Source organism: Streptomyces sp. NPDC052236, assembly GCF_044548015.1.
Taxonomy (GTDB): domain Bacteria; phylum Actinomycetota; class Actinomycetes; order Streptomycetales; family Streptomycetaceae; genus Streptomyces.
Genome location: NZ_JBIUBL010000009.1, coordinates 94,765 through 118,811, shown reverse-complemented (window position 1 = coordinate 118,811; position 24,047 = coordinate 94,765). Strand labels below are relative to the sequence as shown.

Sequence of the window (24,047 nt, the reverse complement as noted above, 5' to 3'; positions counted from 1 at the left end):
CTGTCGGTCCCGACCTGACCATTCCTGCGGATCTGGTGCAAGCTCCAGGCCCTGGTCGACGCCGCGGCTCGGCATAAACATTCCCAGCCCCTGCACCCAGTCGGCGGGCGTGGGTGCTCATCAGTCCCATGAGTTGAAGAGCAATCCGCCCAACGTGGTGATCTCGTAGGTGCGAACCTGGCGCCACTCCCCCTCCGAAAGACCAGAAGTGTCCACGTCAGAGAGTTGTGTGGCAAGCAGCTCGCTGCTGAGAACCACCAACCCCGCGTCGGCGAAGAGGTGAGACCAGGGCGGTGGGGCGAGGAACTCCTCTCTGTACCAATCCCTGCGTTCCTGGGCAAAGGCGATCCAGGGGTGATGGGCGTGACACAGGATGATGTGCTCTCCCGCACGGTCGACGACCGATGCGGTGTGGAAGGTCCGGGGGTAGGCCTGTTTCTCAACCTCGCCGACCTCGCCCCCGACGACGCGGGCAGCGGCATGCAGAGCAGTGCGGAACCCCCGCAGGTCAGTCTCCGGAAGCGGGCCGTCCTTCGCCAGGAAGAAACCCGTCGCACCCCGTGGCAGCGTGAATCCTGTGTTCCCGTCGTGGACCATGTCGCCCATCTTGCCGGGTCAACGAGGCGGGCCGCCGGCCAGGACACCACTGGACAATGCGCCAAGCCCGGATTCACGGGCGGATTCGCGGTTACCCGGAGCAGTATGGGGAGCCTAAAGGATCGTAAATCCCAGGAGCACGAGCCACCCTCAGGGCCCGCGAGGCCGACGGAATTGCCCCGGAGGTCGTGGTGGGCCGTGCTGCGCCGTACGGTCGCGGAATTCAAGGACGACGAGCTCGCGGACCGCGCGGCGGCCCTGACGTACTACAGCGTGCTCGCCCTGTTCCCCGCACTGCTGGTGCTTGTCTCCGTACTCGGGATCGCCGGTGAATCGGCGACGCGGAGCGTTCTGGACAACCTCCAGCAGCTCGCCCCCGGCTCGGCGCGGCAGATCATCTCCGATGCGGTCGAGCAGCTCCGGGCGGGCGGGGGCGGCACCGGCTCTGTGCTCGCGGTCGTGGGCCTGCTGGGGGCGCTGTGGTCGGCGTCCGGCTATGTGGCGGCCTTCATGCGGAGCTCCAATGCCGTCTATGACATTCCGGAAGGCCGGCCCGCATGGAAGCTCACTCCCCTTCGGCTGGGCGTGACGGTGCTGCTGATGGTCCTGGCCTGCGTCAGCGCGCTGATCGTGGTGTTCACCGGCGGTCTCGCCGAGCACGTCGGCACGGCCCTGGGCATCGGCGACACCGCGCTGACGGTCTGGTCGATCGCCAAGTGGCCCGTCCTGGTCCTCCTCGTCACCATCGTGATCGCCGTCCTCTACTGGGCCTCCCCCAATGCGCGGGGCCGCGGTTTCGCATGGGTCACTCCGGGGAGTTTCCTGGCTCTGCTGATCTGGCTGGCCGCGTCGGCGGGGTTCGCGGTGTACGTGGCGAATTTCGCCTCCTACAACAAGACTTACGGGACGCTGGCGGGCGTCATCATCTTCCTGGTGTGGTTGTGGATCACGAATCTGGCGATGCTGCTCGGCCTGGAATTCGACGCGGAATTGTCTCGGGAGCAGGCCATGATGCGTGGCCACCCCGAGGGGCGGGAGCCCTATGTCGAGCCGCGGGACACCCGTAAATGGAGCGATGAGCAACGCAGGGACCTGGGCGGCCCCGGGTCCGGCTGACCGTCCGGTCAGCCGATGCGCAGTCCCGCGTAGTTCTCGGCGAGTTCGGCGGCGGCGTGTGGGGAGTTCGCGATGCGGTCGAGCTGGGAGAGCTGGAGCCGGGTGTCGAAGGGGCTCTGCGCCGGGTCGGTGTGCAGCGTGGTCGTCATGAAGTACGAGAAGTGCTCGGCCCGCCACACCCTGCGCAGGCAGGTGTCGGAGTAGGAGTCGAGCAGCTCTGCGGAGCCCGTCTCCTTCAGGTGCGCGAATGCCTGCGCGAGCACGGTGACATCGGAAGCCGCGAGGTTGAGGCCCTTGGCCCCGGTCGGCGGTACGATATGCGCGGCGTCGCCCGCCAGCAGGACCCGTCCGTACCGCATGGGCTCGGTGACGGAGCTCCGCATCGGCAGCACCGACTTGGCGGTGATCGGGCCGCGCGCCAGCGTCCAGTCGCCGTCGACCGCGAATCGCGCGTCCAGCTCGTCCCAGATGCGCTCGTCCGGCCAGTCGGCGGGGTCCTCGCCGTTCGGGACCTGGAGGTAGAGGCGGCTGACGGAGGGGGAGCGCATGCTGTGCAGGGCGAAGCCGCGCGGGGAGTGTGCGTAGATCAGCTCGTCGCAGGAGGGCGGTACGTCGGCCAGGATGCCGAGCCAGGAGTAGGGGTAGATCCGTTCGTACGTACGGATCACGCTGTCCGGCACCGCACTGCGGGCGACGCCGTGGAACCCGTCGCAGCCTACGACGTAGTCGCAGGTCAGCACCTGTTCGCGGGCTTCGTGGGTGTAACGGACGAGGGGCCGGTCGCTGTCGGCGCCCTCGACGGCGTGCACCTGGGCGCCGAAGTGCAGCGGCGGGCCGTCCTTGAGCTGGAGGGCTATGAGGTCCTTGACGACCTCGGTCTGCGCGTAGACCCAGACGCGGCGCCCGCCGGTCAGGCTGGGGAAGTCGATGCGGTGGGCGCGACGGTCGAAGCGCAGCTCGATGCCGTCGTGGGCCAGGCCTTCGCGGTCGAGCCGCTCGCCCGCGCCGGCGGCGCGGAGCACGTCGACCGTGCTCTGTTCGAGGATGCCCGCGCGCTGGCGCTGTTCGACGTACGCGCGGTCGTGGCTCTCCAGGACGACGCAGTCGACGCCGGAGTTGTGCAGCAGGCGGGCGAGCAGCAGGCCGGCGGGGCCGCCGCCGATGATGCCCACGGTGGTGTGCGTCGTCATGAGGTCTCTTCTTCGAGGATGCGGTTGGCGATGGCGAACGCGGCGTTTGCGGCGGGGACGCCGCAGTAGATCGCCGACTGGAGAAGTACTTCCTGGATCTCGTCGGAGGTGAGTCCGTTGCGCAGCGCGGCGCGGACGTGCATGGCCAGCTCATCGTGGTGCCCGTGGGCCACGAGGGCAGTGAGGGTGATGCAGCTGCGGGTCTTGCGGCTCAGGCCGGGCCGGGTCCAGATCTCGCCCCATGCGTAGCGGGTGATGAAGTCCTGGAAGACGGCGGTGAAGGGGGTGGTTGTGGCGATGGCGCGGTCGACATGCGCGTCACCGAGTACGGCGCGGCGTACGGCCATCCCGGCGGATCGCGCGGGCGGGTGGAGACCGTCCAGGTGGGCGAGGAGTGCGGCCAGGACGGGCGCCGGGCGTTCGACGCTCGCCAGGTGGGCGGCGTGGGCGACCTCCGTCAGGCTCGCGCCGGGGATGGAGTCGGCGAGCTCGCGAGCCCGGGTGAGCGGAACGGCCGGATCGAGGCGGCCCGCGACGACGAGGGTGGGCGCGGTGATACGCGGCAGCTCGCCGCGCAGATCGAAGGCGGCCAGGGCGTCGCAGCAGGCGGCGTACGCCTCCGGGTCGGCGGCCCGTGCGTCGGCCACCAGGGCGTGGGCGGTCGGGTCGTCGGCGAATGCCGGGGTGAACCAGCGGGTGGCGGCGGTGTCGGCGACGGGGTCGGTGCCCTTGGCCCGGACGAGCGCCGCGCGCTCGTGCCAGCTCTGCTCGTCGCCGAAGCGGGCCGATGAGCAGACGAGGGCGAGCGACTCGACCCGCTCGGGGTGGTGGACGGCGAGCCAGGCGCCGACGGCTCCGCCGAGGGAGATCCCGGCGTACGCGAAGCGGTCGACGCCGAGCGCGTCGGCGAGTGCGAGCACGAGCCGCCCGAGGTCACCGACGCTGCTGACCGGCAGGCCGGCGGGCGAACCGCCATGGCCTGGCAGGTCCCAGCGGATCACGCGGTGGCTCTGGGCGAGACCGGGGACCTGGGGCTCCCACACGGCGAGCGAGGTGCCGAGGGACGGCCCGAGAATGAGCGGCGGCGCGGAACCCGCCCCGTCCTCACGGTGGTGCGGCAGCCGGGGGGCGGCGCCAGGGGGGGTCATGGGATCTCCTCGACGAGCAGGACGAGTGGGCCGGGCGGGTGGTACGGCGAGGCTGCGGGGGAGATTGGCGGCGGGGCCGTTCCCGCGCCCGGCCAGTCGCCGGGTCGGGGCACTGACGGTGCCACCGCTGGGCGGGCCTCTCGCGGGCCCTCGCGGCCGGACGCGCAACCGCGAGTACGCGCTGCGGTTCCCGCACCCGGCAAGGCACCGAGGCCGGGCACCGGCAGCGCCACAGATGTCACCGTCATACGGCGGGCCGCACGCGATCCCGCGCCCCGCGTGGCGCCGACGCCAAGGGCCGGGCCTCGCCACCCCGACGTACCCGGACCCACCGCCACGGCGGAGACCAGCGGTCCCGAACATGCCACCGCCAGGCAGCGTGCCGCGAGCTTGCACCCGCGAGCAAAGACGCAACCACCCGCGCGCGCCGCGGGGCCGGGCACCGGCAGCGCCGACGGTGCCACCGTCAAGCGAGCCTCTCGCTGGCCCCGGGGGCGATCACACCCGGTCATGAAGCCGTCCCCCCGCTGCCGGGGGCCCGCAGCGCGCGGTCCACCAGTGCGCCCGCCGAGCCCAAGTAGGCCGCCGGGTCGGTCAGTTCGCGCAGCCGCTCCTTCGGCAGGAGACCCGCAAGCGCCGGGTCCTCCTGGAGCAGGGCTTCGAGTTCGGCGCCCTCTTCGGCCGCGCCGGCCGTCGCTCGCTCCAGCAACTGCCTCGCTTCGGTGCGGCCGATCAGGGCGGTGAGGGCCGCCGCGAGGCGTTCGGTGACGATCAGCCCGTCCGTCGCTGCGAGGTTCTCCCGCATACGGTGCGGGCGGACCCGCAGGCCCTCGGTCAGTTCCGCGGCGTCGCGGGCCGCGCCGCCGGTCAGGCGGAGGGCCTGGCGCAGGGGCTGCCACTCCGCGTGCCAGGCGCCCGCCGGGCGCTCGTCCTCGGCCGCGAGGCAGCCGTACAGGACCGAGGCCAGCGCGGGTACCTGCCGGGTCGCGGCGGTGATGAGGGTCGAGCGTACGGGGTTCGCCTTGTGCGGCATCGCGGAGGAGCCGCCGCCGCTGCCCTCGGCGACCTCGCCCGTCTCCGTACGGCACAGCACCAGCACATCGGCCGCGATCTTGCCGAGCGCCCCGGCGGCGAACGCCAGCGCCCCGCCGAGGTCGGCGACCGGCGTACGCAGCGTGTGCCAGGGCAGCGCGGGCTCGGCGAGACCGGTCTCGGCGGCGTACGCGGCGATCAGCCGCAGGCCCAGATCGGGCGGCACGGCCGAGGAGCCTTCGGCTTCGGCGAAGGCGTGGAAGGCCGCCAGGGTGCCCGCCGCGCCGCCCAGTTGCGCGGGCAGCGCCGAGCGGGCCGCGGCGAGGCGGTCGCGGGCGTCGAGCGCCAGGGCACGCCAGCCCGCGGCCTTGAGGCCGAAGGTGGTGGGGACGGCGTGCTGGGTGAGGGTGCGGCCGGGCATGGGGGTGTCGCGGTGCTCGGCCGCGAGGCGTGCCAGGGCCTGTGCCGTACGGTCCAGATCGGCGACGACCGGCTCCAGGGTCCGCCGGGCGACCAGCATCGTGGCCGTGTCGAGGATGTCCTGGCTGGTCGCGCCCCGGTGGACGTACTGAGCCGCGTCCGGGTCCCGCTCGGCGACGGCCGCGGTGAGGTCGGCGACCAGCGGGATGACCGGGTTGCCGCCGGAGCGGGCGCGCAGCGCCAGGTCGCGGGCGTCGTAGCGCGCCGGGTCGGACGCCGCCTCGGTGACCGTGACCGCGGCCCGCGCCGGGGCGAGCCCCAGCGTGGCCTGGGCCCGGGTCAGCGCCGCCTCGGCGTCGAGCATGGCCCGTACGTACGCGGTGTCGCCCGTCGCGCGCTCCGCCGCCGATCCGGCCCAGCCCGGCGCGAGCAGACCGCCGTCCTCAGTGGGATGCGTCGAAGTCAAGGAAGACCGTCTCCTCGTGCGTACCGTCGTACTGCAGACGGATGTCGAAGCGGTGGGTCCTCTCGCCCTCGGCGGCGGCGAGCAGCGTGGCCCGGCGCTCCGGCTCCAGCGAGGCGAGCAGCGGGTCGTCCGTCGCCTCGGTCGGGTGGTTCAGGTACGCCCGGGTGTGCAGATGGCGCATCAGGCCGCGGGCGAAAACGATGACCGCCAGGTACGGCGCGCCGCCGGGCGCCAGCGTACGCAGCGCATAGTGGCCGTCCGCGTCGGTGGCGACCCGGCCGAAGCCGGTGAAGTCCACGCCGTTGCGGCCGAGGTAGCCGCCGGTGACGGGGTCGCGGCGCAGTGACCCGGACGCACGGGGGCGTGAGCCGTCGGGGGCTGTCTGCCAGAACTCCAGCAGCGCGTCGGGGACCGGCAGGCCCGCGCCGTCGTAGACATGGCCGTGCACGGTGACGGTGTCGGGGTGCCCGGCGGGGGCCACGTCTCCGCCGCCCGGGAAGGGCAGGGCGTAGCCGTAGAAAGGGCCGACCGTCTGCGAAGGCGTAGGCAGGGGAAGAGGCAGTGCGGACATCAGCGGCCCTCTTCGATCCAGGTGGCGGCCGGGCCGTCGAGGACGATGTCCCAGCGGTAGCCGAGCGACCATTCGGGGGTGGACAGGTCGTGGTCGTACGCCGCGACAAGACGGCCGCGCGCGGCGTCGTCGGTCACGGACTGCAGGATGGGGTCGTACGCGAAGAGCGGGTCGCCGGGGAAGTACATCTGTGTGACGAGCCGCTGCGTGAACGCCGTCCCGAAGAGCGAGAAGTGGATGTGCGCGGGCCGCCACGCGTTGAGGTGGTTGCGCCAGGGGTACGCGCCGGGTTTGACGGTGACGAATTCGTACCTGCCCTCGTCATCCGTCAGGCAGCGGCCGACACCGGTGAAGTTGGGGTCGAGCGGTGCCGGGTGGTCGTCGCGCTGGTGGGCGTAGCGGCCCGAGGCGTTGGCCTGCCAGACCTCGACGAGCTGGCCGCGCACCGGGTGCCCGGCGCGGTCCACGACCCGGCCGGTGATCTTGATGCGCTCACCGAGGGGCTCGCCCTGGTGCTGGCGGGTCAGGTCGTGGTCGAGCGCGGTGACGTCGGTGACGCCGAAGGCGGGGCCGGTCAGCTCGACGGCCTCGGGGTCGTGCAGGGCGTCGCGCACGGCGACGAGGGGCCGCTTCGGGTGGCGCAGGGTGCTGCTGCGGTACGGGGCGTAGCCGCGGCTCGGGTGGTGTTCGACGGGCGCGCCGTCGGCGACGCGCTTGGCGTACGCCTCGCGTGCCTCCGCGATCTCCTGGCTGATGTGCTCCTGGGTCAGCGGTTCCGCGACAGATGTCATGACGGGTTGTTCCTGACTGGGCTTCACTGACTCTCCTTGGGGACGCATCATCGCTCCAGTACCAGGGCCAGCCCCTGGCCCACGCCGATGCAGAGCGCGGCGACGCCGGTGCCGGAGCCCGCGGCGGCGAGCTGGTGGGCGACGGCTCCGGCGATACGGGCGCCGGACGCGCCGAGGGGGTGGCCGATCGCGATGGCGCCGCCGCGCGGGTTGAGGATCGCGGGGTCGAGGTCGGGCCATTCGGCCACGCAGCCGAGGACCTGGGCGGCGAACGCCTCGTTGAGCTCAAGGGTGGTGAGGTCCCCGAAGTCCGCTCCGGCTCTGGCGAGGGCGCGGTTGACCGCCTCGACCGGGCCGAGTCCGAAGTAGTGCGGCTCGATGGCGGTGACGGCGGAGGCCCGGATCCGGGCGAGGGGCTCGCGGCCGGTGGCCTTCAGGCCCTCCTCGTCCGTGAGCAGCAGCGCCGCCGCGCCGTCGTTGAGCGGGGACGCGGTGCCCGCGGTGACGGTGCCGTGTTCCGTACGGAAGGAGGGCTTCAGCTTGGCCAGCGCCTCCAGTGAGGCGTTGTCGCGTACGCATTCGTCGCGCGCGAAGAGCACCGGTTCGCCCTTGCGCTGCGGGATTTCGACGGGCACGACCTCCGTGTCGTACAGACCGTCCTTCCAGGCGCGCGAGGCCTTCTCGTGGCTGGCCAGCGCGTAGGCGTCCTGCTGCTCGCGGGTGATGGAGTGCTTCTCCGCGATCAGCTCCGCGCTCTCACCGAGGGGAACCGTCCACTGCGGCTCCATCTTCGGGTTGACCATGCGCCAGCCGAGGGTGGTCGAGTACAGCTCCTGGTGTCCCACCGGGAAGGCCCCTTCGGGCTTGGGCAGGACCCACGGCGCGCGGGACATCGACTCGACGCCGCCGGCGAGGGCGATGGAAAGGTCGCCGACCGCGATCGACCTGGCCGCCTGGATGACGGCTTCGAGGCCGGAGGCGCACAGCCGGTTGACGCTCACGCCGGGCACGGTGACGGGAAGACCGGCCAGCAGCACCGCCATCCGCGCGACATTGCGGTTGTCCTCGCCCGCGCCGTTGGCGTTGCCGAAGAAGACGTCGCCGATACGGGCCGGGTCGAGGCCGGGCGTACGGCCGAGGAGGGACCGTACGACATGGGCCGCGAGGTCGTCGGGGCGGACCCCGGACAGCGCGCCGCCGTACTTGCCGACCGGGGTGCGGACGGCGTCGACGATATAGACGTCCTTGAGGCGGTCACTCCGGTTGTTCCGGTTCTTCCGGTCACTCATTTCGATACGGCCTTTCCGGCGGCCTTGAGGGCGCGCAGCGCGGTCAGTTCGGCGGCGGTGGGCTCGGCGGTGACGCCGATGGCGTCGGCGGTCTTCAGCTCCCAGCCGGTCGCCGCCCGCACCTGCTCGACACTGGCGCCGGGGTGGAGTTCTGTCAGGAACAGTTCGGCGGTGGCCGGGTCGGGCCGCAGGATGCCGAGGTCGGTGATGACGGCGGTGGGTCCCTTGCCGCGCAGGCCGAGTCCGCGCCGGTCGCCGGGACCGCTGCCGTGGCCGACGGAGGTGACGAAGTCCAGCTTGCCGACGAAGTTGCGCGGGGAGTGGCGGAGCACGATGAGTACTTCGCCGCAGTTGGCGGCGATCTCGGGGGCTCCTCCGGCGCCGGGGAGTCGGCCCTCGGGGCGGTCGGGGCCACGGTCGATGACCGTGGTGTTGATGTTGGCGTACCGGTCGAGCTGGGCGGCGCCGAGGAAGCCGACGTCGATCCGGCCGGCCTGGAGCCAGTAGCTGAACATCTCGGGGACGGAGATCACGGCGTCGGCGGTCTCGGCGAGTTCGCCGTCGCCGATGGACAGCGGGAGCCGGGTGGGCTTGGAGCCGATGGTGCCGGACTCGTAGATGAGGACGAGGCCGGGGTTGACGGTGGCGCGGGCGAGGTTGGCCGCGGTGGAGGGCAGGCCGATGCCGACGAAGCAGGTCCTGGCTCCGGCGAGGGCGCGGGCGGCGTTGACCTCCATCAGCTCGTCGGTGGTCCAGGTCGCGGTGGCCGAGAGGCTCATCGGGCGGCTCCTTCGGTCTCCAGCACGTGTTCCTTGATCCAGGAAGTGAAGACGTCGCGGTCCCGCGCTATGGGGTCCCAGGCGCGGTAGAAGTCGTTGTCGCGGACGGTGTACCCGGCGGCGTACGACGGGTGGGCACCGCCCGGGACCTCGGCGACCGCCGTGACCGCCCAGGCCGGCAGGAACACCGCGCCCGGCTTCGGTTCCAGCTCGTCGACGAGCTCCTCCACGGTGACCAGCACCCGCGCGGCGGCCAGCGCGGCTTCCTTCTGGACGCCGGGCAGGCCCCACAGCTGTACGTTTCCGGCGCGGTCGGCCTGCTGGGCGTGGATGACCGTGACATCCGGGTTGAGGGCGGCGACGGCCGCGAGTTCCTCGCCGGTGAAGGGGCAGGTCACCATGGCGACCGTGGCGGTGCGCTCGACCAGGCCGGTGCCGCGGTAGCCGCGCAGCACGGCGAAGGGCAGGCCGGACGCGCCGGCGACATAGCGGTTGGCCATGCCCGCGTGGCTGTGCTCCTCGATCTCCAGGGGGCGCGGCCAGCCGTTCTCGACGGCGTCGCGGAAGCGGTGCAGGGAGCCGACGCCGGGGTTGCCGCCCCAGGAGAAGACGAGCCGCTTGACCAGTCCCGCGCCGATCAGCTGGTCGTAGATGACGTCGGGCGTCATCCGTACCAACGTCAGGTCGGTGATCCCCTGGCGGATCACTTCGTGTGCCGCCGCGAACGGGATCAGGTGGGTGAAGCCCTCCATGGCGACAGTGTCGCCGTCATGGATCAGCTCCGCCACCGCCTCCTGCAGAGTCCGGATGTCGGCCACGGGTCCCGTCCTTAGCACTCGCCACTCACCACTGTTCGCCTGGTGAACTTTAGTTCATAATACGAATAGCCCGAGTCTGATCCCAGGCCATCGCCTCTGTCAACGTTGCGAGCCAGTACGGTTGCGACGAGATTTCGCCACGCTGGAGTGCCCATGACATCCCACGCCGCGACCACTACCCCGCCCACCTCGCCGCCCACCGCGCCGCCCACCGAGTGCGTGGGCCCGCTGGTCCGGGGCCTCGCCGTACTGCGCGAGCTGGCCGCGGCCGACGGGCGGCGGCCCCTGGGCGAGCTCGTACGGGCCACGGGGTTGGCCCGCTCCACGGTGGACCGGGTGGTCTCCACACTCGCCCGCACCGGCTATCTGCGCGTCGACGGCCGCTACGCCGTGCTCACCCCCCGCCTGATGGAACTCGGCAACGCCTATCTGGCGGCCTGCCGCCTGCCGGACGCCCTGGGGCCCCTGGCGGACGGACTCGCCGACAGCCTTGACGAGTCGGTTTCCATCGCGGTGCCGGACCGGGACGGGCTGCGCTTCGTCCACCAGGCGACCCGGCGCCGCGCCATGTCCCTCACCTTCCGGATCGGCGACGTACTGCCCGCGGAGCGCGGCGCGCCGGGCCCGCTGTTCGCCGCCGACTGGACGGAGGACGACTGGGAGCGCTGGCGGCTCCGCCGAAACGCAGATCCAGTGGCGTTCGAGCGGCGCACCGCGACCGCGCGCAAGCAGGGCTGGGCGCTGGACGACCAGCTCATCGAGCCCGGTCTCGTCGCCATCGCCATGCCCGTACGAGACGAGCGGGGGCGGCAGGTGTGCGCGGTCAGCGTCGTCAGCCACACCAGCAGGCACAGCGCCGAGTCGCTGCGGCAGGCCGTCCTGCCCCGGCTGCGCAAGGCGGTCACCGGCATGGAGCAGGCGCTGGCCGCCGCTGCACCGGCCGCCGATGTGCCGCCGGCCTCTCCCGCGCCCGCCGCCGCATCGCCCGCGTCCTGGACGCGCGCCTCCAAGCAGGAGCTCGGGCCGGAGTTCGTGGAGTCGCTCGCCCGCGGACTCACCGTCCTGACGGCCTTCGGTGAGGGACGCGCGGAGTTGCCGCTCACCGCCGTCGCCGAGGCCACCGGTCTGGCCCGGGCGACCGTCCGGCGGTCCCTGATCACGCTGGAGCACCTGGAGTACGTGGCCTCGGAGGGCAGGCTCTTCCGGCTCACCCCGCGCGTCCTGGAGCTCGGGTTCGCCCATCTGTCCGGGCTCACCCTCCCCCAGATCGCCGAGCCGCACCTCGTCGAGGTGGTGAAGCGGGTGCACGACTCGGCGTCGATGGCGGTGCTCACGGCGGACGGCAGCCAGGACGACATCCAGTACGTGGCCCGGGTCCCCACGGTGCGCATCATGAGCGTCAACATCACCGTGGGCACACGCTTCCCGGCGTACGCGACCTCCATGGGCCGCGTCCTTCTGGCAGGGCTGCCGGCCCCGGAGCGCGCCGAGCGCCTGTCGCGCGCCGAGCTCAAGCCGCTCACCGGGCACACGGTCACCTCCCCCGACCGTCTGGCCGGCATCCTGGACCAGGTGGCCCGGGAGGGCTACTCGCTCATCGACGAGGAGCTGGAGGAGGGCCTGCGGTCGATCGCCGTGCCGGTCCACGACCGTGCCGGACGGGTCGTCGCCGCGGTCAACGTCTCGATGCACGCGAGCCGCCGCTCCGCCGACGAGGCGCGCGCCGAGACGCTGCCGCCGCTGCGGGAGGCGGCCAGGAAGATCGAGAACGAGCTGCAGGTGGCCGCCCGTTACGTCCGGGTGCCCCTGGCCTGAGAGCGCTACGCGTAGAAGCGGGAAACGCTCTGCAGGACGCACGCCGGCTTGGTGCCGCCCTCGGTCTCGATCATGCCGTCGACGGTGATCTGCACGCCTCCGGGCACCTCGGCCACCTCGGCCAGCCGCGCCACGAGCCGGACGCGGGAACCGGCCTTCACCGGGGAGGGGAAACGGACCTTGTTCAGGCCGTAGTTGACCTTGGTGGTGACGCCCTCGACGTCCAGCAGCTCGGTGAACAGGGGGATGAAGAGGGACAGCGTCAGATAGCCATGGGCGATGGGGCCGCCGAAGGGGCCTTCCTTGGCCTTCTCCACATCCACATGGATCCACTGGTGGTCGCCGGTGGCGTCCGCGAAGGTGTTGATGCGCTCCTGGGTGATCTCGATCCAGTCGCTGGTGCCGAGGTCGGTGTCCGCGAGCTTCTTCAGCTCGTCCAGGCCGTTGACGGTGATGCCCATGAAGTTCTCCAGGTTCGTAGGTGTGTGTGTGGGGGGGTGGTCAGGCCGAGCCGTACCGGCTGCGGACCCGCGTCTTGAGGAGCTTTCCGGAGGCCGTACGCGGCAGGGCGTCCACCACGACCAGGGACTTGGGGATCTTGTACTTGGCCAGCCGTCCGGCCAGCGAGGCCAGCACCTCGTCCGGGTCGATCCGCGCACCCTCGCGGGCCACCACCACCGCGCGCCCGACCTCGCCCCACTTGCGGTCGGGCACCCCGATGACCGCGCACTCCACGATCGAGGGATGGCCGAGCAGAGCATCCTCCACCTCGGCGGGATAGATGTTCTCGCCGCCCGAGATGATCATGTCCTTGAGCCGGTCGACGATCGTGACATAGCCGTCCTTGTCGACCCGGGCCGCGTCCCCCGTACGCAACCAGCCGTCGGCGAACACAGCTTCGGTCTCGTGGGGCAGCCCCCAGTACCCCGCCATGACATGCGGCCCGCGCACCAGGATCTCGCCGGTCTCCCCCACCCCGGCCGGGGTCAGATCGGGCCGCACCACTCGTACGTCGCTGAAGAAGTGCGGCACACCGGCCGATCCCGCCTTGCTGACCGCGTGCTCGGCGTCCAGGAACAGCACGCCGGGCGCCGCCTCCGTCATCCCGTACCCCTGCATAAAGGTGAGACCGCGGTTCTGATACGTGGCGATGAGCGAGGTCGGCACCGGCGAGCCCCCGCAGGAGAGCATGCGCAGGGACGACAGATCCGCCCCGGCCCAGCGCGGGTGGCAGGCGATCTGGTCGAACATCGCGGGCACCCCGAACATAAAGGTGACCCGGTGGCTCTCGACCAGCCCGAGGGTTTCACCGGGGTCGAACGCCTCCACCAGAACACAGCGGCCGCCCTTGAGCAGCACCGGCAGCGTCAGCATGTTCAGCCCGGCGGTGTGGAAGAGGGGGGCGGAGACCAGCGCCACCTCGTCGGCGATGAAGTCATGGTCGATCAGGACATTCACGGCGTTCCAGCTGAGGTTGCCATGGGTGAGCATCGCCCCCTTGGGGCGCCCGGTCGTCCCGGAGGTGTACATGATCATGCAGATGTCATCGAGGCCGACCGGCTCGTCGATCACCTCGGCGGAGGCGTCGGCGCACGCCTCGGCGAGCAGCTTCTCGTAGTCGGGGCCGACGACGATCCGGATCCGTACGTCGGTCTCGCCGCGCAGCCCCTCCACCAGGACGCTGTGCGAGGGGGCGTGGACCAGGGCCCTCGCCCCGGAGTCCGTCAGCTGGTGGGCGATCTCGGGTCCGGCCAGCCGGGTGTTGAGCGGTACGAAGACGGCGCCCAGCACTCCGGCGGCGAACAGCGTCTCCAGGTAGGACGGATGGTTGGCGCCCAGATAGGCGACGCGGTCGCCGCGCCGGACACCGGCCGCGCGCAGGGCGTGGGCGAGCCGGGTGGTGCGCTCGTGCAGCGCGGCATAGCTGACCACCGTGTCCCGGTGGATGAGGGCAGTGCGGTGTGGGGTCTTACGGGCCCGCCGCGCGGGCCATGATCCCAGTCCCTCGTTGCGCATCGTCGCGCCCCTTCACGAGTGTTGACTGTCGACGGGTTGGGTTGGCGTCTACGAGTGGGGGGTGAGCCCGAGCAGCCGGGCCGCGTTCTCCTTGAGAATCTTCGGACGCACTTCGTCCTTGATGTCCAGTTTGTCGAAGTCGGCGAGCCACCGGTCGGGGGTCAGCACGGGATAGTCGGAGCCGAAGAGGACCTTGTCCTTCAGCAGCGTGTTGGCGTACTGCACCAGCTGCGGCGGGAAGTACTTCGGCGACCAGCCGGACAGGTCGATGTGGACGCCCGGCTTGTGGGTGGCCACTGCCAGCGCCTCGTCCTGCCAGGGGAAGGACGGATGCGCCAGGATGATCTTCAGATGCGGGAAGTCGGCGGCGACATCGTCGATGTGGAGCGGGTTGGAGTACTTCAGGCGGATGCCGCCGCCGCCCGGGAGGCCCGCGCCGATGCCGGTCTGGCCGGTGTGGAAGAGGGCGATGGCGCCGGCCTCCTCGATCACCTCGTACAGCTCGTAGGCGACGGACCGGTCATTGGGGAAGAAGCCCTGGATGCTGGGGTGGAACTTGAAGCCCTTGACCCCGTACTCCTCGACCAGCCGCCGGGCCTGCTTCACTCCCGCCCGGCCCCGGAAGGGATCGATGGAGGCGAAGGGGATCAGCACATCCGCGTTGGCGGCCGCGGCCTCGGCGACCTCTTCGTTCGGGACGGGCTCGGTGCCGGTGGCCGACTCCGCGTCGACGGTGAAGATGACGGCGGCCATCCTGCGCTCGCGGTAGTAGGCGGCGGTCTCCTCCAGCGTCGGCTTCCGCTTGCCCTCGACCTTGAAGTACGCGCTGGAGGCGTCGTGCAGGTCGTCGTCCAGGGAGGAGTGCCCCTTGGACGAGACCTCGGCGTGGGTGTGTACGTCGATGGCGACCAGGTCAGCCACATTCATCGTGGACCGGTTCATGGCGGACACATTCGTGGGGGACACATTCGTGGGGGACACGCTGCTCATGCCTCCGGGATCCGGGGCGCCGGGATGCCGACGGACTCGGGCTCGCTGCCGACCGAGGAGTGCCAGACGGCGGCGATGGTCTCCGGCGTCCAGCCGCCGTCGGCGTACGCGACCCTGGCCTCCTGCGGGTGCGACCACAGGGCCAGCTTGTCGCCGCCGATGCCGATGCACTGCCCGGTGACGTCCCGGGCGGCGGCGGAGGCGAGGAAGGGGACCAGGGCGGCGCAGTCGTCGGCGGTCCCGAAGCCTTCCCCCTTGCGCAGGAAGTCCGGCAGCGGCGCACCGGCGCGGTTCGCCGTGATGTACGGCGCGAAGGCGGGGATGGTCTCGGTCATGGCGGTGGCGGCGACCGGGATGATCGCGTTGACGGTGATGCCCGCCCGGGCCAGCTCCATCGACCACGTACGGACGAAGGCGGCGATACCGGCCTTGGCGGCGGCGTAGTTGGTCTGGCCGAAGTTGCCGCGCTGGCCGGCCGGAGAGCCGACGAGGATCAGACTGCCGCCCTCGCCCTGCTCGCGCAGCTGTACGGCGGCGGCGCGGGCGAGGGTGAACGTGCCCTTGAGGTGGGTGGTGATGACGGCGTCGAAATCGTCGTCGGTCATCTTCCACAGCACCTTGTCGCGGAGGATGCCCGCGTTGGTGACCACGGTGTCGAGCCGCCCGAACTCGGAGACCGCGCGGGCGACCAGGCGCTCGGCGGCCTCGCTCGTACCGACGGCGACCGCCTCGGCGACGGCCTTGCCGCCCGCCTCGGTGATCGACTTCGCGGCCTGTTCGGCGATGGCCTCGTCCAGGTCGTTGACGACGACCGAGGCGCCTGCCTTGGCGAGCGCGGTGGCGTAGGCGAGGCCGAGGCCACGGCCGCTGCCGGTGACGACGGCGACCTTGCCTGTCAGGTCTGTGGAGGCGTTCGACACAGCTCTGTGTCCCTTCGATCGCTGAGAGGAGCTGACGAAATAGAAGCTATGACCAATCATTGTTGACGTCAATAGTTGTCCTGAACTCCGGAAAGCGGCATGCTGGTTCACACACGCATGACGCCCCCGGTACGGGCCCGACCCAGGAGCAGAAGATCACTGACACCGAGACGGACGCGCCCTGGATGCGCGCACTGCACGCCGACACCGGCTATCTCCTCTACCGCCTGGGCCTGCGGTCGGGACAGCTGTTCAATTCCATGCTGGAGGAGTACGGGCTGCGGCTGCGTCACTATGCGCTGCTGCGCTACCTGGTGACCGTGGAAGGAGCCCTCCAGCGCGAGCTGAGCGAGCGTCTTGGCTACGACCCGAGCGCCATTGTGAGCCTCGTGGACGACCTCCAGACCCTCGGCTTCGTTGTTCGCCGCCCCTCCCCCGGCGACCGTCGCAGCCGCGTCGTCGTCCTGACCGACAAGGGCCGGGACGCGCTGCGCGACACCGACAAGGGGAGCCGCCGGGTCACCGACGACCTGCTCGGCCCGCTGGACGCCAAGGACCGCGAGACCCTGCACGCGCTGCTGCTGCGGGTCTCCGACCGGGACCAGGACCGGGGCTGAGCCGTGCCCGCGAGCGAGGTTCCGAGGTCCGCCGCCGACCGGCTGCTGGACGTCCTGGCCGCCTTCGACCTGCGTAATCCGGCGCTGTCGCTGAGCGAGATCAGCCGCCGGGCCGAACTGCCGCTGGCCACCGCCCACCGGCTGGTGGGCACGCTCACCCGGTGGGGCGCTCTGGAGCGCGACGAGTCGGGCAGCTACCACATCGGCCTGCGGCTGTGGGAGGTCGCGGCGCTGGCGCCGCGCGGCGTCGCACTGCGGCAGGCGGCGATGCCGTTCCTGGAGGATCTGTACGAGACCACCCATGAGAACGTCCATCTCGCGGTGCGCGACGGGCTTGAGGTGGTCTATATCGAGCGGATCTCCGGGCGTCTGGCGGTACGCGTACGCAGCGAGGTGGGCGCGCGCTGGCCGCTGCACGCGACGGGTGTCGGCCTGGTGCTGCTGGCCCACGGCGCCGCCGCCGTGCAGGAGCAGGTCTGCGCGCATCCGCTCACCGCCTTCACCCCGTACACCGTCACCGATCCGGCGCGGCTGCGCCGGATCCTGGCGGAGGTGCGCCGTTCGGGGTGCGCGGTGAGCGAGCGGCAGATCACCGAGGACGCGCTGTCGGTGGCCGCGCCGGTGCGGGGTCCGCGCGGGGACGTGGTCGCCGCCGTGTCGGTGGTCGTCCACGCCGGGGATGACCGGACACCGGCGCTGATACCCGCCGTACGGGTCGCGGCGCGCGGCATCTCCCGGGCGCTGGGCTGGCAGCCGAGCGTCCGAACCGGTCCGCCCTGAGCCGTACACGGCGTACACGGCGTCAGAATCGCAGAACGGGCTTGATCGTCTCGCCGGAGACGACGTCGGCGACCGCGCTCTGGATCTCCTCGAACTTGTAGTGCCGCACCAGCCGTTCCACGGGCATGCGGCCCGACGTCACCAGGTCCACCAGGACCGGGATGAGCGCCTCGGTCTCGCTGTCGCCCAGCGTCAGGCCCACAACCGTGCGCCCCGGCAGCATGAAGTTGACGTCCACCGGAACGGTGGACCCGAACGCCGGAGCCCCCACCAGTACGGCGGTGCCGCGGGCGGCAAGCGTGGAGACGGCGGCGCCCGCGACCCCGGTGTTGCCGGTTGTCTCGACCACTCCGTCCGCCCCCTTGCCGCCGGTGAGCTCGACGACCGCCTCGGCGAAGTCGGCGGTTGTGGTGTCGATGGTGTGGGTCGCGCCGAGTTCACGCGCGAGCTCCAGCCGGGCGGGCACCCGGTCCACGGCGATGATGCGGGTCGCCGGGGTGAGCCGGGCAGCCATGATCGCGGACAGGCCGACGGCGCCCGCGCCGGTGACGACGATGCTCGCCCCGGGGCGCGGCTTCAGCACGTTCCACACCGCTCCGGCGCCGGTCTGCACCCCGCAGCCGAGCGGCGCGAGCAGCTCCAGCGGCGCATCAGCCGGAACCTTGACCAGGCTCCGCTCGTCCACCAGGGCGTGCCGCGCGAACGAGGACTGGCCGAAGAAGTGGCCGCCGAGGCTCTCGCCGTCCCGGCTGACGGTGGGCGAGCCGTCGGCCCGCGCGCCGCCGAGCAGATTGAGCGGCAGCCATACGTCGCAGTACGCGGGGTGGCCGTCCCGGCAGTTGGCGCATCTGCCGCAGGAGGTGAAGGACAGCAGCACCTGGTCGCCGGGGCGGACCCGGGTGACCGAGGAGCCGACCGCCTCCACGACGCCCGCGCCCTCGTGGCCGAGCACCCCGGGGAGCGGGAAGGGCAGCGCGCCCGCGGCGACGCCCAGATCGGTGTGGCAGACCCCGGCGGCGACCATACGGACGAGTACCTCGTCGGCGCGGGGCTCGGCGAGCTCGATCTCGGTCAGAGTGAATCCGGCGCCCGCGGATTCAACGACAGCGGCAGCGGTGGTGTTCACGGGAGGCTCCTTGTACGGATGCAACGGGTGCGACGGATGCAGGCGATGCAGCGGATGCAGCAGGTGCTTGGGTGTTTCGGGCTGACGGGCTACGGGTCCGCAGGGCTTGAGTTGCCGACGGCCGGCAGCTCAAGCCCGCCGCAGGCAAGCCCGCGCCGGTCAGGCGAGGGAGATGATGACGGACTTGACCTTGGTGTACGACTCCAGCGCCTCGGGCCCGTACTCGCGCCCGTAGCCGGACTGCTTGACCCCGCCGAAGGGCATCGCGGGGTCGAGCATCGCCCAGTCGTTGACCCACACGATGCCCGCCTGGAGCCGCGCCGCGACCCGGTGCGCACGGGCGAGGTCCCTGGTCTGGAGGCCCGAGGCCAGCCCGTACGGCGTGCTGTTGGCGAGCGCGACGGCCTCGTCCTCGGTGTCGAAGGGCTGCACGGTCAGGACCGGGCCGAAGATCTCCTCCTGCACCGCGCGGGAGTCGTTGGAGAGGTCGGCGATGACGGTCGGCCTGTAGTAGTTGCCGCCGTTGAGTTCGAGGCGCTCGCCGCCCACGACGACCCGGCCGCCCTCCGCCCTGGCGATACGTACGTACTCCTCGACCTTCGCCAGGTGGCGCGCGCCCGCCATCGGGCCGACGACGGTGGCCGGGTCGAACGGGTCGCCGACGGGCACCCCCGCGACGGCTTCGGCCAGGATCCCCAGGACGGTTTCGTAGAGCGAGCTGTGCACCAGCAGCCGCGGGCCGCCCATGCAGAACTGGCCGGTGTTGAAGACGAAGCCCTTGATGGCCGAACCGATGGCCTTCTCCACATCGGCGTCCTCGAAGACAATCTGCGCGGCGTTGCCGCCCAGCTCCATCGTGACGGGCTTGAGCGCCTCGCCCGCCAGGCTCGCGGCGTGGCGGCCGATCCGCGTGGAGCCGGTGAAGGCGATCTTGTCGACTCCGGGGTGGCGCAGCAGGGCCTCGCCGACCACCGCGCCGCCGCCGGTGACGACGTTGACCACACCGTCCGGCACCCCGGCTTCGGCCAGTATCTCCGCCATCAGCAGCGCGCTGAGCGGGGTCTCCTCGGCGGGCTTGTGGACGACCGTGTTCCCGGCGGCCAGCGCCGGGGCGATCTTCGAACTACTCAGGACGAGCGGGAAGTTGAAGGGGGTGATCGCGCCGATCACCCCCAGCGGGTCGCGCGTGGTGTAGGCGTGCGCGGGGAACGGGAGTCGGCGGGACGAGCCGTCGACGCTCTGCGCCATCGCCGAGTAGTACTCGTACTCCTCGGCGGCGGTGGCCACGTCGACCGCGCGGCACAGGGACACCGGCTTGCCGACGTTCACGCTCTCGACCGCGACGATCTCGTCCGCCCGCTGCCGGATGAGGTCGGCGACGCGGTGCAGGACGCGGGCCCGCTCGCGACCCGGGGTTGATGCCCACGGTCCCGTGTCGAACGCCTTGCGGGCGGCGGTGACCGCGGCGTCGACATCGATGGCGTCGGCCTCGGCGACCGTGGTGATCACTTTGCCCGTGGAGGGATCCAGGATGTCCCGGCGGCCCTTCGCGTCCGCCTCGCGCCACTCGCCGTCGATGAAAAGCCTGCCCGGTTCGATATGCGGCCGACTCACACTCATGGCTCCGCTCGCCTTCCCGGTACGGTCGCCGTCCGCACCGCGCTGAGGTCGGCCGCGCCACTGCGACCAACAGGTTTCCTGATGATTACGCCCTCGCGGCATGGAAGGCAAGAGGTCGGGGATAATCAGGAACCCTGAACATCGAAGGAGCCCGCGAGGGCGACGACAGCGAGAGGCGGCGGGGCCCACGTGACGGACACGTACCCAGCGAGCACCGGTAGCGGTAGCGGTAGCGGACCGGCCGGACCCGGCGAAGGACCGCGTCCTTCCCTGCTCTACGCCATCAAGCAGGTCGAACTCGCGGCGCGGTCGCACATGGACGAGCTGCTCAAGCCCGCCGGCATCACCGCCCTGCAGTACACCGCCCTGACGGTGCTGCGCCGCCGGGACGGCCTCAGCTCCGCCCAGCTCGCCCGTAACTCCTTCGTCACCGCGCAGTCCATGGCCGACATGGTCACCGGTCTGGAGCGGCGCGGCCTGATCACCCGCCGCCGCGACCCGGGCAACCGGCGCGTGCTGCTGATCAGCCTCACCGACACCGGGCGCGAGCTGCTCGCCGCGTACGACGAGGCGGTGGGCGCGCTGGAGGAGCGGATGCTGGGAGGCCTGCGGAAGCAGGAGAGGCACGATCTGGAGGACTATCTCAACCGCTGCCGGGCCGCGCTGTCCGACCGTCCCGCGCACTGACCCCTCCCGCCAGGGCTTCCGCCTCCTGAGCGCTGCCGCAGGTGAACAGCCCCATGGACAGAGGGGCCCGGACCAGCCTGGCCTGGGCCCTTTGCCGGGTGTTAGCGCGAGCGCCGCGCCAAGAGCCTGCGCCACCAAGGCCTGCGGGCGGTCACGACAGTCGGCGCAGCCGCAGGTTCAGCCGTCGGGACGGCCGCCGGCAGGGCCTGTCCCACAGGAGCCGTACGCCCGGCGGTGGCGGCATCGCTCTCGTTGTCCCGGGACTGCCGGGGCGTGAACTGCGCGGGCAGGTTGTTCAGCCGGTGGGAGATGAGGGAGGCGGTCACCAGCAGCTCGTCTTCCGGTACGGCGAGCCGCATGTCGGGCAGTTTGCCCAGGAGAGTGTCGATGCCCGTGTCCGCGATGGCCCGTCCAATGTCCTGACCCGGGCATTCGTGGGGCCCGTTGCTGAAGGCCAGGTGCGAGCGGTTGCCGTGCACCGGCGTGCTGAGGTCGGGCCGGATTTCCGGGTCGACGTTGCCGGCGGCCAGCCCCAGGAGCACGATGTCGCCGACCTTGATCTGCTGGTTGCCGAGCAGGGTATCGCCGGTCGCCCACCGGCAGGCCCCCAAGGCAAGGGGGGGAGCGTCCCACATCGCCTGGTCCAGCGCCTCCTCCAGGGTCATCGAGCCGCCAGACAGTCTCGCCCGGAAGCGACCGTCGGTCAGCAGCATCCGCAGCGTGTTGGCGATCAGGTTCGTGGTGTTCTCGTTCGCGGCCACGATCGCGTGCCGCAGGTGCTCCATGACCTCGTCGTCGGTGAGGTTCGCCTCGTGCCGCAGCAGCCAGCTGGCAAAGTCCTCGCCTGGCTCCTCCTTCTTGCGCTTCACCAGCTCCGACATGATGCCGACGACGAACTCGTTGCTCTTCAGCGCTGTCTCGGTGCCCTTGACCATGTCGCGCACGGCCGCGCCGAGAGGAAGCGCGTCGTCCTCGGAAACGCCGAACTGCCGCGCCAGGACCAGGATCGGCAGCTTCTCCGCGAACTCGGCCACCAGGTCGACCTTGCCCGTCTTCGGGAAGCCATCGATCAGCTGCCGCGTGTAGCGGCCAACATAGCGGCGAATTCCGTGACGGTTGAAGCGTCCCAGGCTGTCGGTCACCGCGGACCGCAGTCGCGCGTGCTCCTCGCCGTCGGCGAAAACGAGCAGCGGTTGCCACTGGGTGATCGGGTGCAGCGGGGAGTCCGCCTCCAGGGTGACGTTCCATCTGCGGGAGTCGCAGGAGAACTGCCCAGAAGACCGCATCACCTGAAGGTTTTCCCGGTGCCCGAGAACCAGCCAGGCGGGCACGTCGCCGGGGAGCAGCACCGGCGCCACCGCACCGTGCTCCTGGCGCAGCTGTGCGTACAACTCATACGGCGCGTCGGCCCCCGGCCCGTACATCCGCCGCAGTCCGGCCGGGCCACGCACGTGCGCGGGGCACTGCGGAGGCGGAACGGCGGTGGACGAGGTGCCGGTCGGGTCTGAGTACGGGGTGGTCACGAGGCCTCCGAGAGGGAGCAGCGTAGAGGGAAGGGGCGATGGACGGTCGCTCCGATGCTCCAGCCGATTTCGTGATCATCGACAGTACCCTCGTGAGACACGGATCTGACGGGCTGGGCACCGTTCGCGCGCGCCGCCAGGCCTGCAGGGCAGCCGTACGCACGAGTCCGGTGTCTCCTCGGGTGCGAGTGAAGCAGCGGGCGCTTGCAGCATATCCATGGTCAACTTCGTCCGAGCACCAAACGGGCCTCCCACATCGCCAGTTGGAGACCGGGGCACTCTCGCGCTCAGACGCGTCTGGTGGTGTGATTCCCCAGATAGGCCGCATGCAGCGGCGCCCGGTTACAGCGAAGGATGCCCTGTGTCAGTGCCAGTTGGATTGCAGTCGGTTCCGCGCGCCCCCGGGGCGGTTCCGCTTCTCGGACACGCCCTGGCGCTGTGGCGGGATCCTCTCACCTTCATGACGTCGTTGCGCCAGCACGGAGACTTGGTCCAAGTCGGCCTCGGCACAATGCCCATGATCGTGGTCACCTCGGCAGAGCTGGTCCATGAGGTGACAGTGAAACAGGCCCGCAGCTTCGAGAAGGGCCGCTTCTTCGACCGGCTGCGACCGCTCGCCGGCAACGGCCTGGCCAACAGCGACGGAGAGCTGCACCGCCAGCACCGGCGCATGATCCAACCGATGTTCTCCAAGGAGCGCATCGCGGACTATTCGAAGATCATGAGCCGCAATGCGCGGGAGCTGGTGGACTCCTGGACACCAGGCCAGGTGGTCGATCTGGAGCAGGCGATGGCCAAGTACGCCATAGACACGCTCGCGTCGACCATGTTCTCCACGGAGATCGGGCTGCCGGCAGTCGAGGCGATACGCAAAAATCTGCCCACCCTACTGAAAAACCTGCTGATACGAGCGGCGTCTCCCAAGTTCCTGGATCGGTTCCCGATCCGCGCCAACCGCGACTTCGACACTGCGAGCAAGGCGCTGCGCGCGGTGATCGACGAGGTCGTCGCCGGCGCCCGCCGCTCCGGGCACACGGACAACAAAGGCGACCTGCTGTCCCTGCTGCTTTCAGCCCAGGACGCGGACAGCGGAAAGTCGCTCTCCGATGTCGAGGTCCGCGACGAACTCAGCACCATTCTCTTCGCCGGCGCCGAGACCACGGCGGCCATGCTCGCCTGGACTTTCCACGAGCTGGCCTCCCATCCCAAGGCCGAGAAGCAAGTGGTCGCGGAGATACAGGAGGTCGTCGGCGACCGGCCGGTAACCATCGCGGACGTGCCCCGGCTGGAGGGAATCCGCCGGGTACTGGACGAGGTGCTTCGACTGCACGGCGTCACCCTGCTGATGCGCCGCACAACGGAGCCGGTGGTGCTGGGCGGCGTTGAGATGCCCGCCGGCACCGAGGTCGCCTTCAGCCTCTATGCCCTCCACCGCGACCCGGCTCTGTACGCGAATCCAGAGGCGTTCGACCCCGACCGGTGGCTGCCTGCGCGCCGGGGAGACATCGCACGTGAGGCGTACGTCCCGTTCGGAGCGGGAAACCGCAAGTGCATCGGGGACCAGTACGTATGGACGGAGGCCACCATCGCCATCGCGACCGTACTCGCCCGGTGGGAGCTGACCCCGCTCCCCGGTCACACGCCCAAGGAAGTGGCCTCAGCGGTGGCGCACGCCGACCGTATCCCCATGACCGTCAAACAGCGCCACGTCTGACCACAGCCGCGCCGGGGCAGCG

22 protein-coding genes are annotated in these 24,047 nt (G+C 71.0%); 6 read left to right on the top strand and 16 right to left on the bottom strand.

Annotation, left to right across the window (positions count from 1 at the left end; genetic code table 11):
• Positions 1-120: 120 nt before the first annotated feature.
• On the bottom strand, positions 121-597 hold the full coding sequence (locus tag ACIHCQ_RS17320) for a hypothetical protein (protein ID WP_399662765.1): 477 nt from the start codon (positions 595-597) through the stop codon (positions 121-123).
• A gap of 105 nt (positions 598-702) precedes the next feature.
• Between ACIHCQ_RS17320 and ACIHCQ_RS17315 the strand changes: the two genes are divergently transcribed.
• The gene (locus ACIHCQ_RS17315; RefSeq protein WP_399662763.1) at positions 703-1,713 is read left to right on the top strand and encodes a YihY/virulence factor BrkB family protein; all 1,011 of its coding nucleotides are present in this window, start codon (positions 703-705) and stop codon (positions 1,711-1,713) included.
• Between the two features lie 8 nt (positions 1,714-1,721).
• Here ACIHCQ_RS17315 and ACIHCQ_RS17310 read toward each other — a convergent pair whose 3' ends face one another.
• From ACIHCQ_RS17310 to ACIHCQ_RS17275, 8 genes are all read right to left on the bottom strand, one after another.
• Positions 1,722-2,903 carry a 4-hydroxybenzoate 3-monooxygenase gene (locus ACIHCQ_RS17310; protein ID WP_399662761.1) on the bottom strand — a complete coding sequence of 394 codons (1,182 nt, stop codon included), beginning with the start codon at positions 2,901-2,903 and terminating at the stop codon, positions 1,722-1,724.
• Positions 2,900-4,051, bottom strand: coding sequence for a 3-oxoadipate enol-lactonase (gene pcaD, locus ACIHCQ_RS17305; RefSeq protein WP_399662759.1), 1,152 nt, complete (start codon positions 4,049-4,051; stop codon positions 2,900-2,902). Before pcaD ends, ACIHCQ_RS17310 begins: the two co-directional genes overlap by 4 nt.
• Positions 4,052-4,559: 508 nt before the next feature.
• Positions 4,560-5,969 carry a 3-carboxy-cis,cis-muconate cycloisomerase gene (gene pcaB / locus ACIHCQ_RS17300; RefSeq protein ID WP_399662757.1) on the bottom strand — a complete coding sequence of 470 codons (1,410 nt, stop codon included), beginning with the start codon at positions 5,967-5,969 and terminating at the stop codon, positions 4,560-4,562.
• On the bottom strand, positions 5,947-6,540 hold the full coding sequence (gene pcaG, locus ACIHCQ_RS17295; RefSeq protein ID WP_399662756.1) for a protocatechuate 3,4-dioxygenase subunit alpha: 594 nt from the start codon (positions 6,538-6,540) through the stop codon (positions 5,947-5,949). Before pcaG ends, pcaB begins: the two co-directional genes overlap by 23 nt.
• Positions 6,540-7,331, bottom strand: coding sequence for a protocatechuate 3,4-dioxygenase subunit beta (gene pcaH / locus ACIHCQ_RS17290; protein ID WP_399662754.1), 792 nt, complete (start codon positions 7,329-7,331; stop codon positions 6,540-6,542). Before pcaH ends, pcaG begins: the two co-directional genes overlap by 1 nt.
• Before the next feature lie 47 nt (positions 7,332-7,378).
• Positions 7,379-8,620: a thiolase family protein gene (locus ACIHCQ_RS17285; RefSeq protein WP_399662752.1), complete on the bottom strand. Its 1,242-nt coding sequence runs from the start codon at positions 8,618-8,620 to the stop codon at positions 7,379-7,381.
• A complete protein-coding gene (locus tag ACIHCQ_RS17280) occupies positions 8,617-9,399 on the bottom strand; it encodes a CoA-transferase subunit beta (RefSeq protein WP_399662751.1) in 783 nt (260 codons plus the stop codon). The genes ACIHCQ_RS17285 and ACIHCQ_RS17280 overlap by 4 nt, the downstream gene beginning before the upstream one ends.
• On the bottom strand, positions 9,396-10,217 hold the full coding sequence (locus tag ACIHCQ_RS17275; RefSeq protein ID WP_399662749.1) for a CoA transferase subunit A: 822 nt from the start codon (positions 10,215-10,217) through the stop codon (positions 9,396-9,398). Before ACIHCQ_RS17275 ends, ACIHCQ_RS17280 begins: the two co-directional genes overlap by 4 nt.
• Positions 10,218-10,370: 153 nt before the next feature.
• Between ACIHCQ_RS17275 and ACIHCQ_RS17270 the strand changes: the two genes are divergently transcribed.
• A complete protein-coding gene (locus ACIHCQ_RS17270; RefSeq protein ID WP_399662747.1) occupies positions 10,371-12,032 on the top strand; it encodes an IclR family transcriptional regulator C-terminal domain-containing protein in 1,662 nt (553 codons plus the stop codon).
• 5 nt (positions 12,033-12,037) lie between these two features.
• On the opposite strand, the gene ACIHCQ_RS17265 is transcribed toward ACIHCQ_RS17270, so the two are convergent.
• Genes ACIHCQ_RS17265 through ACIHCQ_RS17250 form a run of 4 tightly spaced genes read right to left on the bottom strand, consistent with a single transcriptional unit; the run spans position 12,038 to position 15,958 of the window.
• Complete coding sequence (locus ACIHCQ_RS17265) at positions 12,038-12,493, bottom strand: MaoC family dehydratase (protein ID WP_399662745.1); 456 nt, start codon at positions 12,491-12,493, stop codon at positions 12,038-12,040.
• Positions 12,494-12,533: 40 nt separating this feature from the next.
• Positions 12,534-14,048 (bottom strand): long-chain fatty acid--CoA ligase, encoded by a 1,515-nt coding sequence (locus ACIHCQ_RS17260; RefSeq protein ID WP_399662743.1) that lies wholly within the window; start codon positions 14,046-14,048, stop codon positions 12,534-12,536.
• Positions 14,049-14,096: 48 nt separating this feature from the next.
• Complete coding sequence (locus ACIHCQ_RS17255; RefSeq protein WP_399663078.1) at positions 14,097-14,975, bottom strand: amidohydrolase family protein; 879 nt, start codon at positions 14,973-14,975, stop codon at positions 14,097-14,099.
• Positions 14,976-15,034: 59 nt separating this feature from the next.
• Positions 15,035-15,958 (bottom strand): SDR family NAD(P)-dependent oxidoreductase, encoded by a 924-nt coding sequence (locus ACIHCQ_RS17250; RefSeq protein ID WP_399662741.1) that lies wholly within the window; start codon positions 15,956-15,958, stop codon positions 15,035-15,037.
• Positions 15,959-16,143: 185 nt separating this feature from the next.
• Between ACIHCQ_RS17250 and ACIHCQ_RS17245 the strand changes: the two genes are divergently transcribed.
• Together ACIHCQ_RS17245 and ACIHCQ_RS17240 are read left to right on the top strand one after the other, a co-directional pair.
• Complete coding sequence (locus tag ACIHCQ_RS17245; RefSeq protein ID WP_399663076.1) at positions 16,144-16,575, top strand: MarR family winged helix-turn-helix transcriptional regulator; 432 nt, start codon at positions 16,144-16,146, stop codon at positions 16,573-16,575.
• 3 nt (positions 16,576-16,578) lie between these two features.
• Positions 16,579-17,355: an IclR family transcriptional regulator gene (locus ACIHCQ_RS17240; protein ID WP_399662739.1), complete on the top strand. Its 777-nt coding sequence runs from the start codon at positions 16,579-16,581 to the stop codon at positions 17,353-17,355.
• 22 nt (positions 17,356-17,377) lie between these two features.
• On the opposite strand, the gene ACIHCQ_RS17235 is transcribed toward ACIHCQ_RS17240, so the two are convergent.
• Positions 17,378-18,481 carry an NAD(P)-dependent alcohol dehydrogenase gene (locus ACIHCQ_RS17235; protein WP_399662737.1) on the bottom strand — a complete coding sequence of 368 codons (1,104 nt, stop codon included), beginning with the start codon at positions 18,479-18,481 and terminating at the stop codon, positions 17,378-17,380.
• Between the two features lie 159 nt (positions 18,482-18,640).
• Positions 18,641-20,101 carry an aldehyde dehydrogenase family protein gene (locus ACIHCQ_RS17230; protein ID WP_399662735.1) on the bottom strand — a complete coding sequence of 487 codons (1,461 nt, stop codon included), beginning with the start codon at positions 20,099-20,101 and terminating at the stop codon, positions 18,641-18,643.
• A 315-nt stretch (positions 20,102-20,416) separates the two neighbouring features.
• Here ACIHCQ_RS17230 and ACIHCQ_RS17225 point away from each other — a divergent pair, with 315 nt between their 5' ends.
• Entirely contained in the window at positions 20,417-20,788 is a 372-nt protein-coding gene (locus ACIHCQ_RS17225; RefSeq protein WP_399663074.1) for a MarR family winged helix-turn-helix transcriptional regulator, read from the top strand.
• Positions 20,789-20,889: 101 nt separating this feature from the next.
• Here the strand turns inward: ACIHCQ_RS17225 and ACIHCQ_RS17220 are convergent, their stop codons facing one another.
• Positions 20,890-22,311: a cytochrome P450 gene (locus tag ACIHCQ_RS17220; RefSeq protein WP_399662733.1), complete on the bottom strand. Its 1,422-nt coding sequence runs from the start codon at positions 22,309-22,311 to the stop codon at positions 20,890-20,892.
• A 361-nt stretch (positions 22,312-22,672) separates the two neighbouring features.
• On the opposite strand from ACIHCQ_RS17220, the gene ACIHCQ_RS17215 reads away from it, so the two are divergent.
• Entirely contained in the window at positions 22,673-24,025 is a 1,353-nt protein-coding gene (locus ACIHCQ_RS17215) for a cytochrome P450 (protein WP_399662731.1), read from the top strand.
• Positions 24,026-24,047 lie beyond the last annotated feature (22 nt).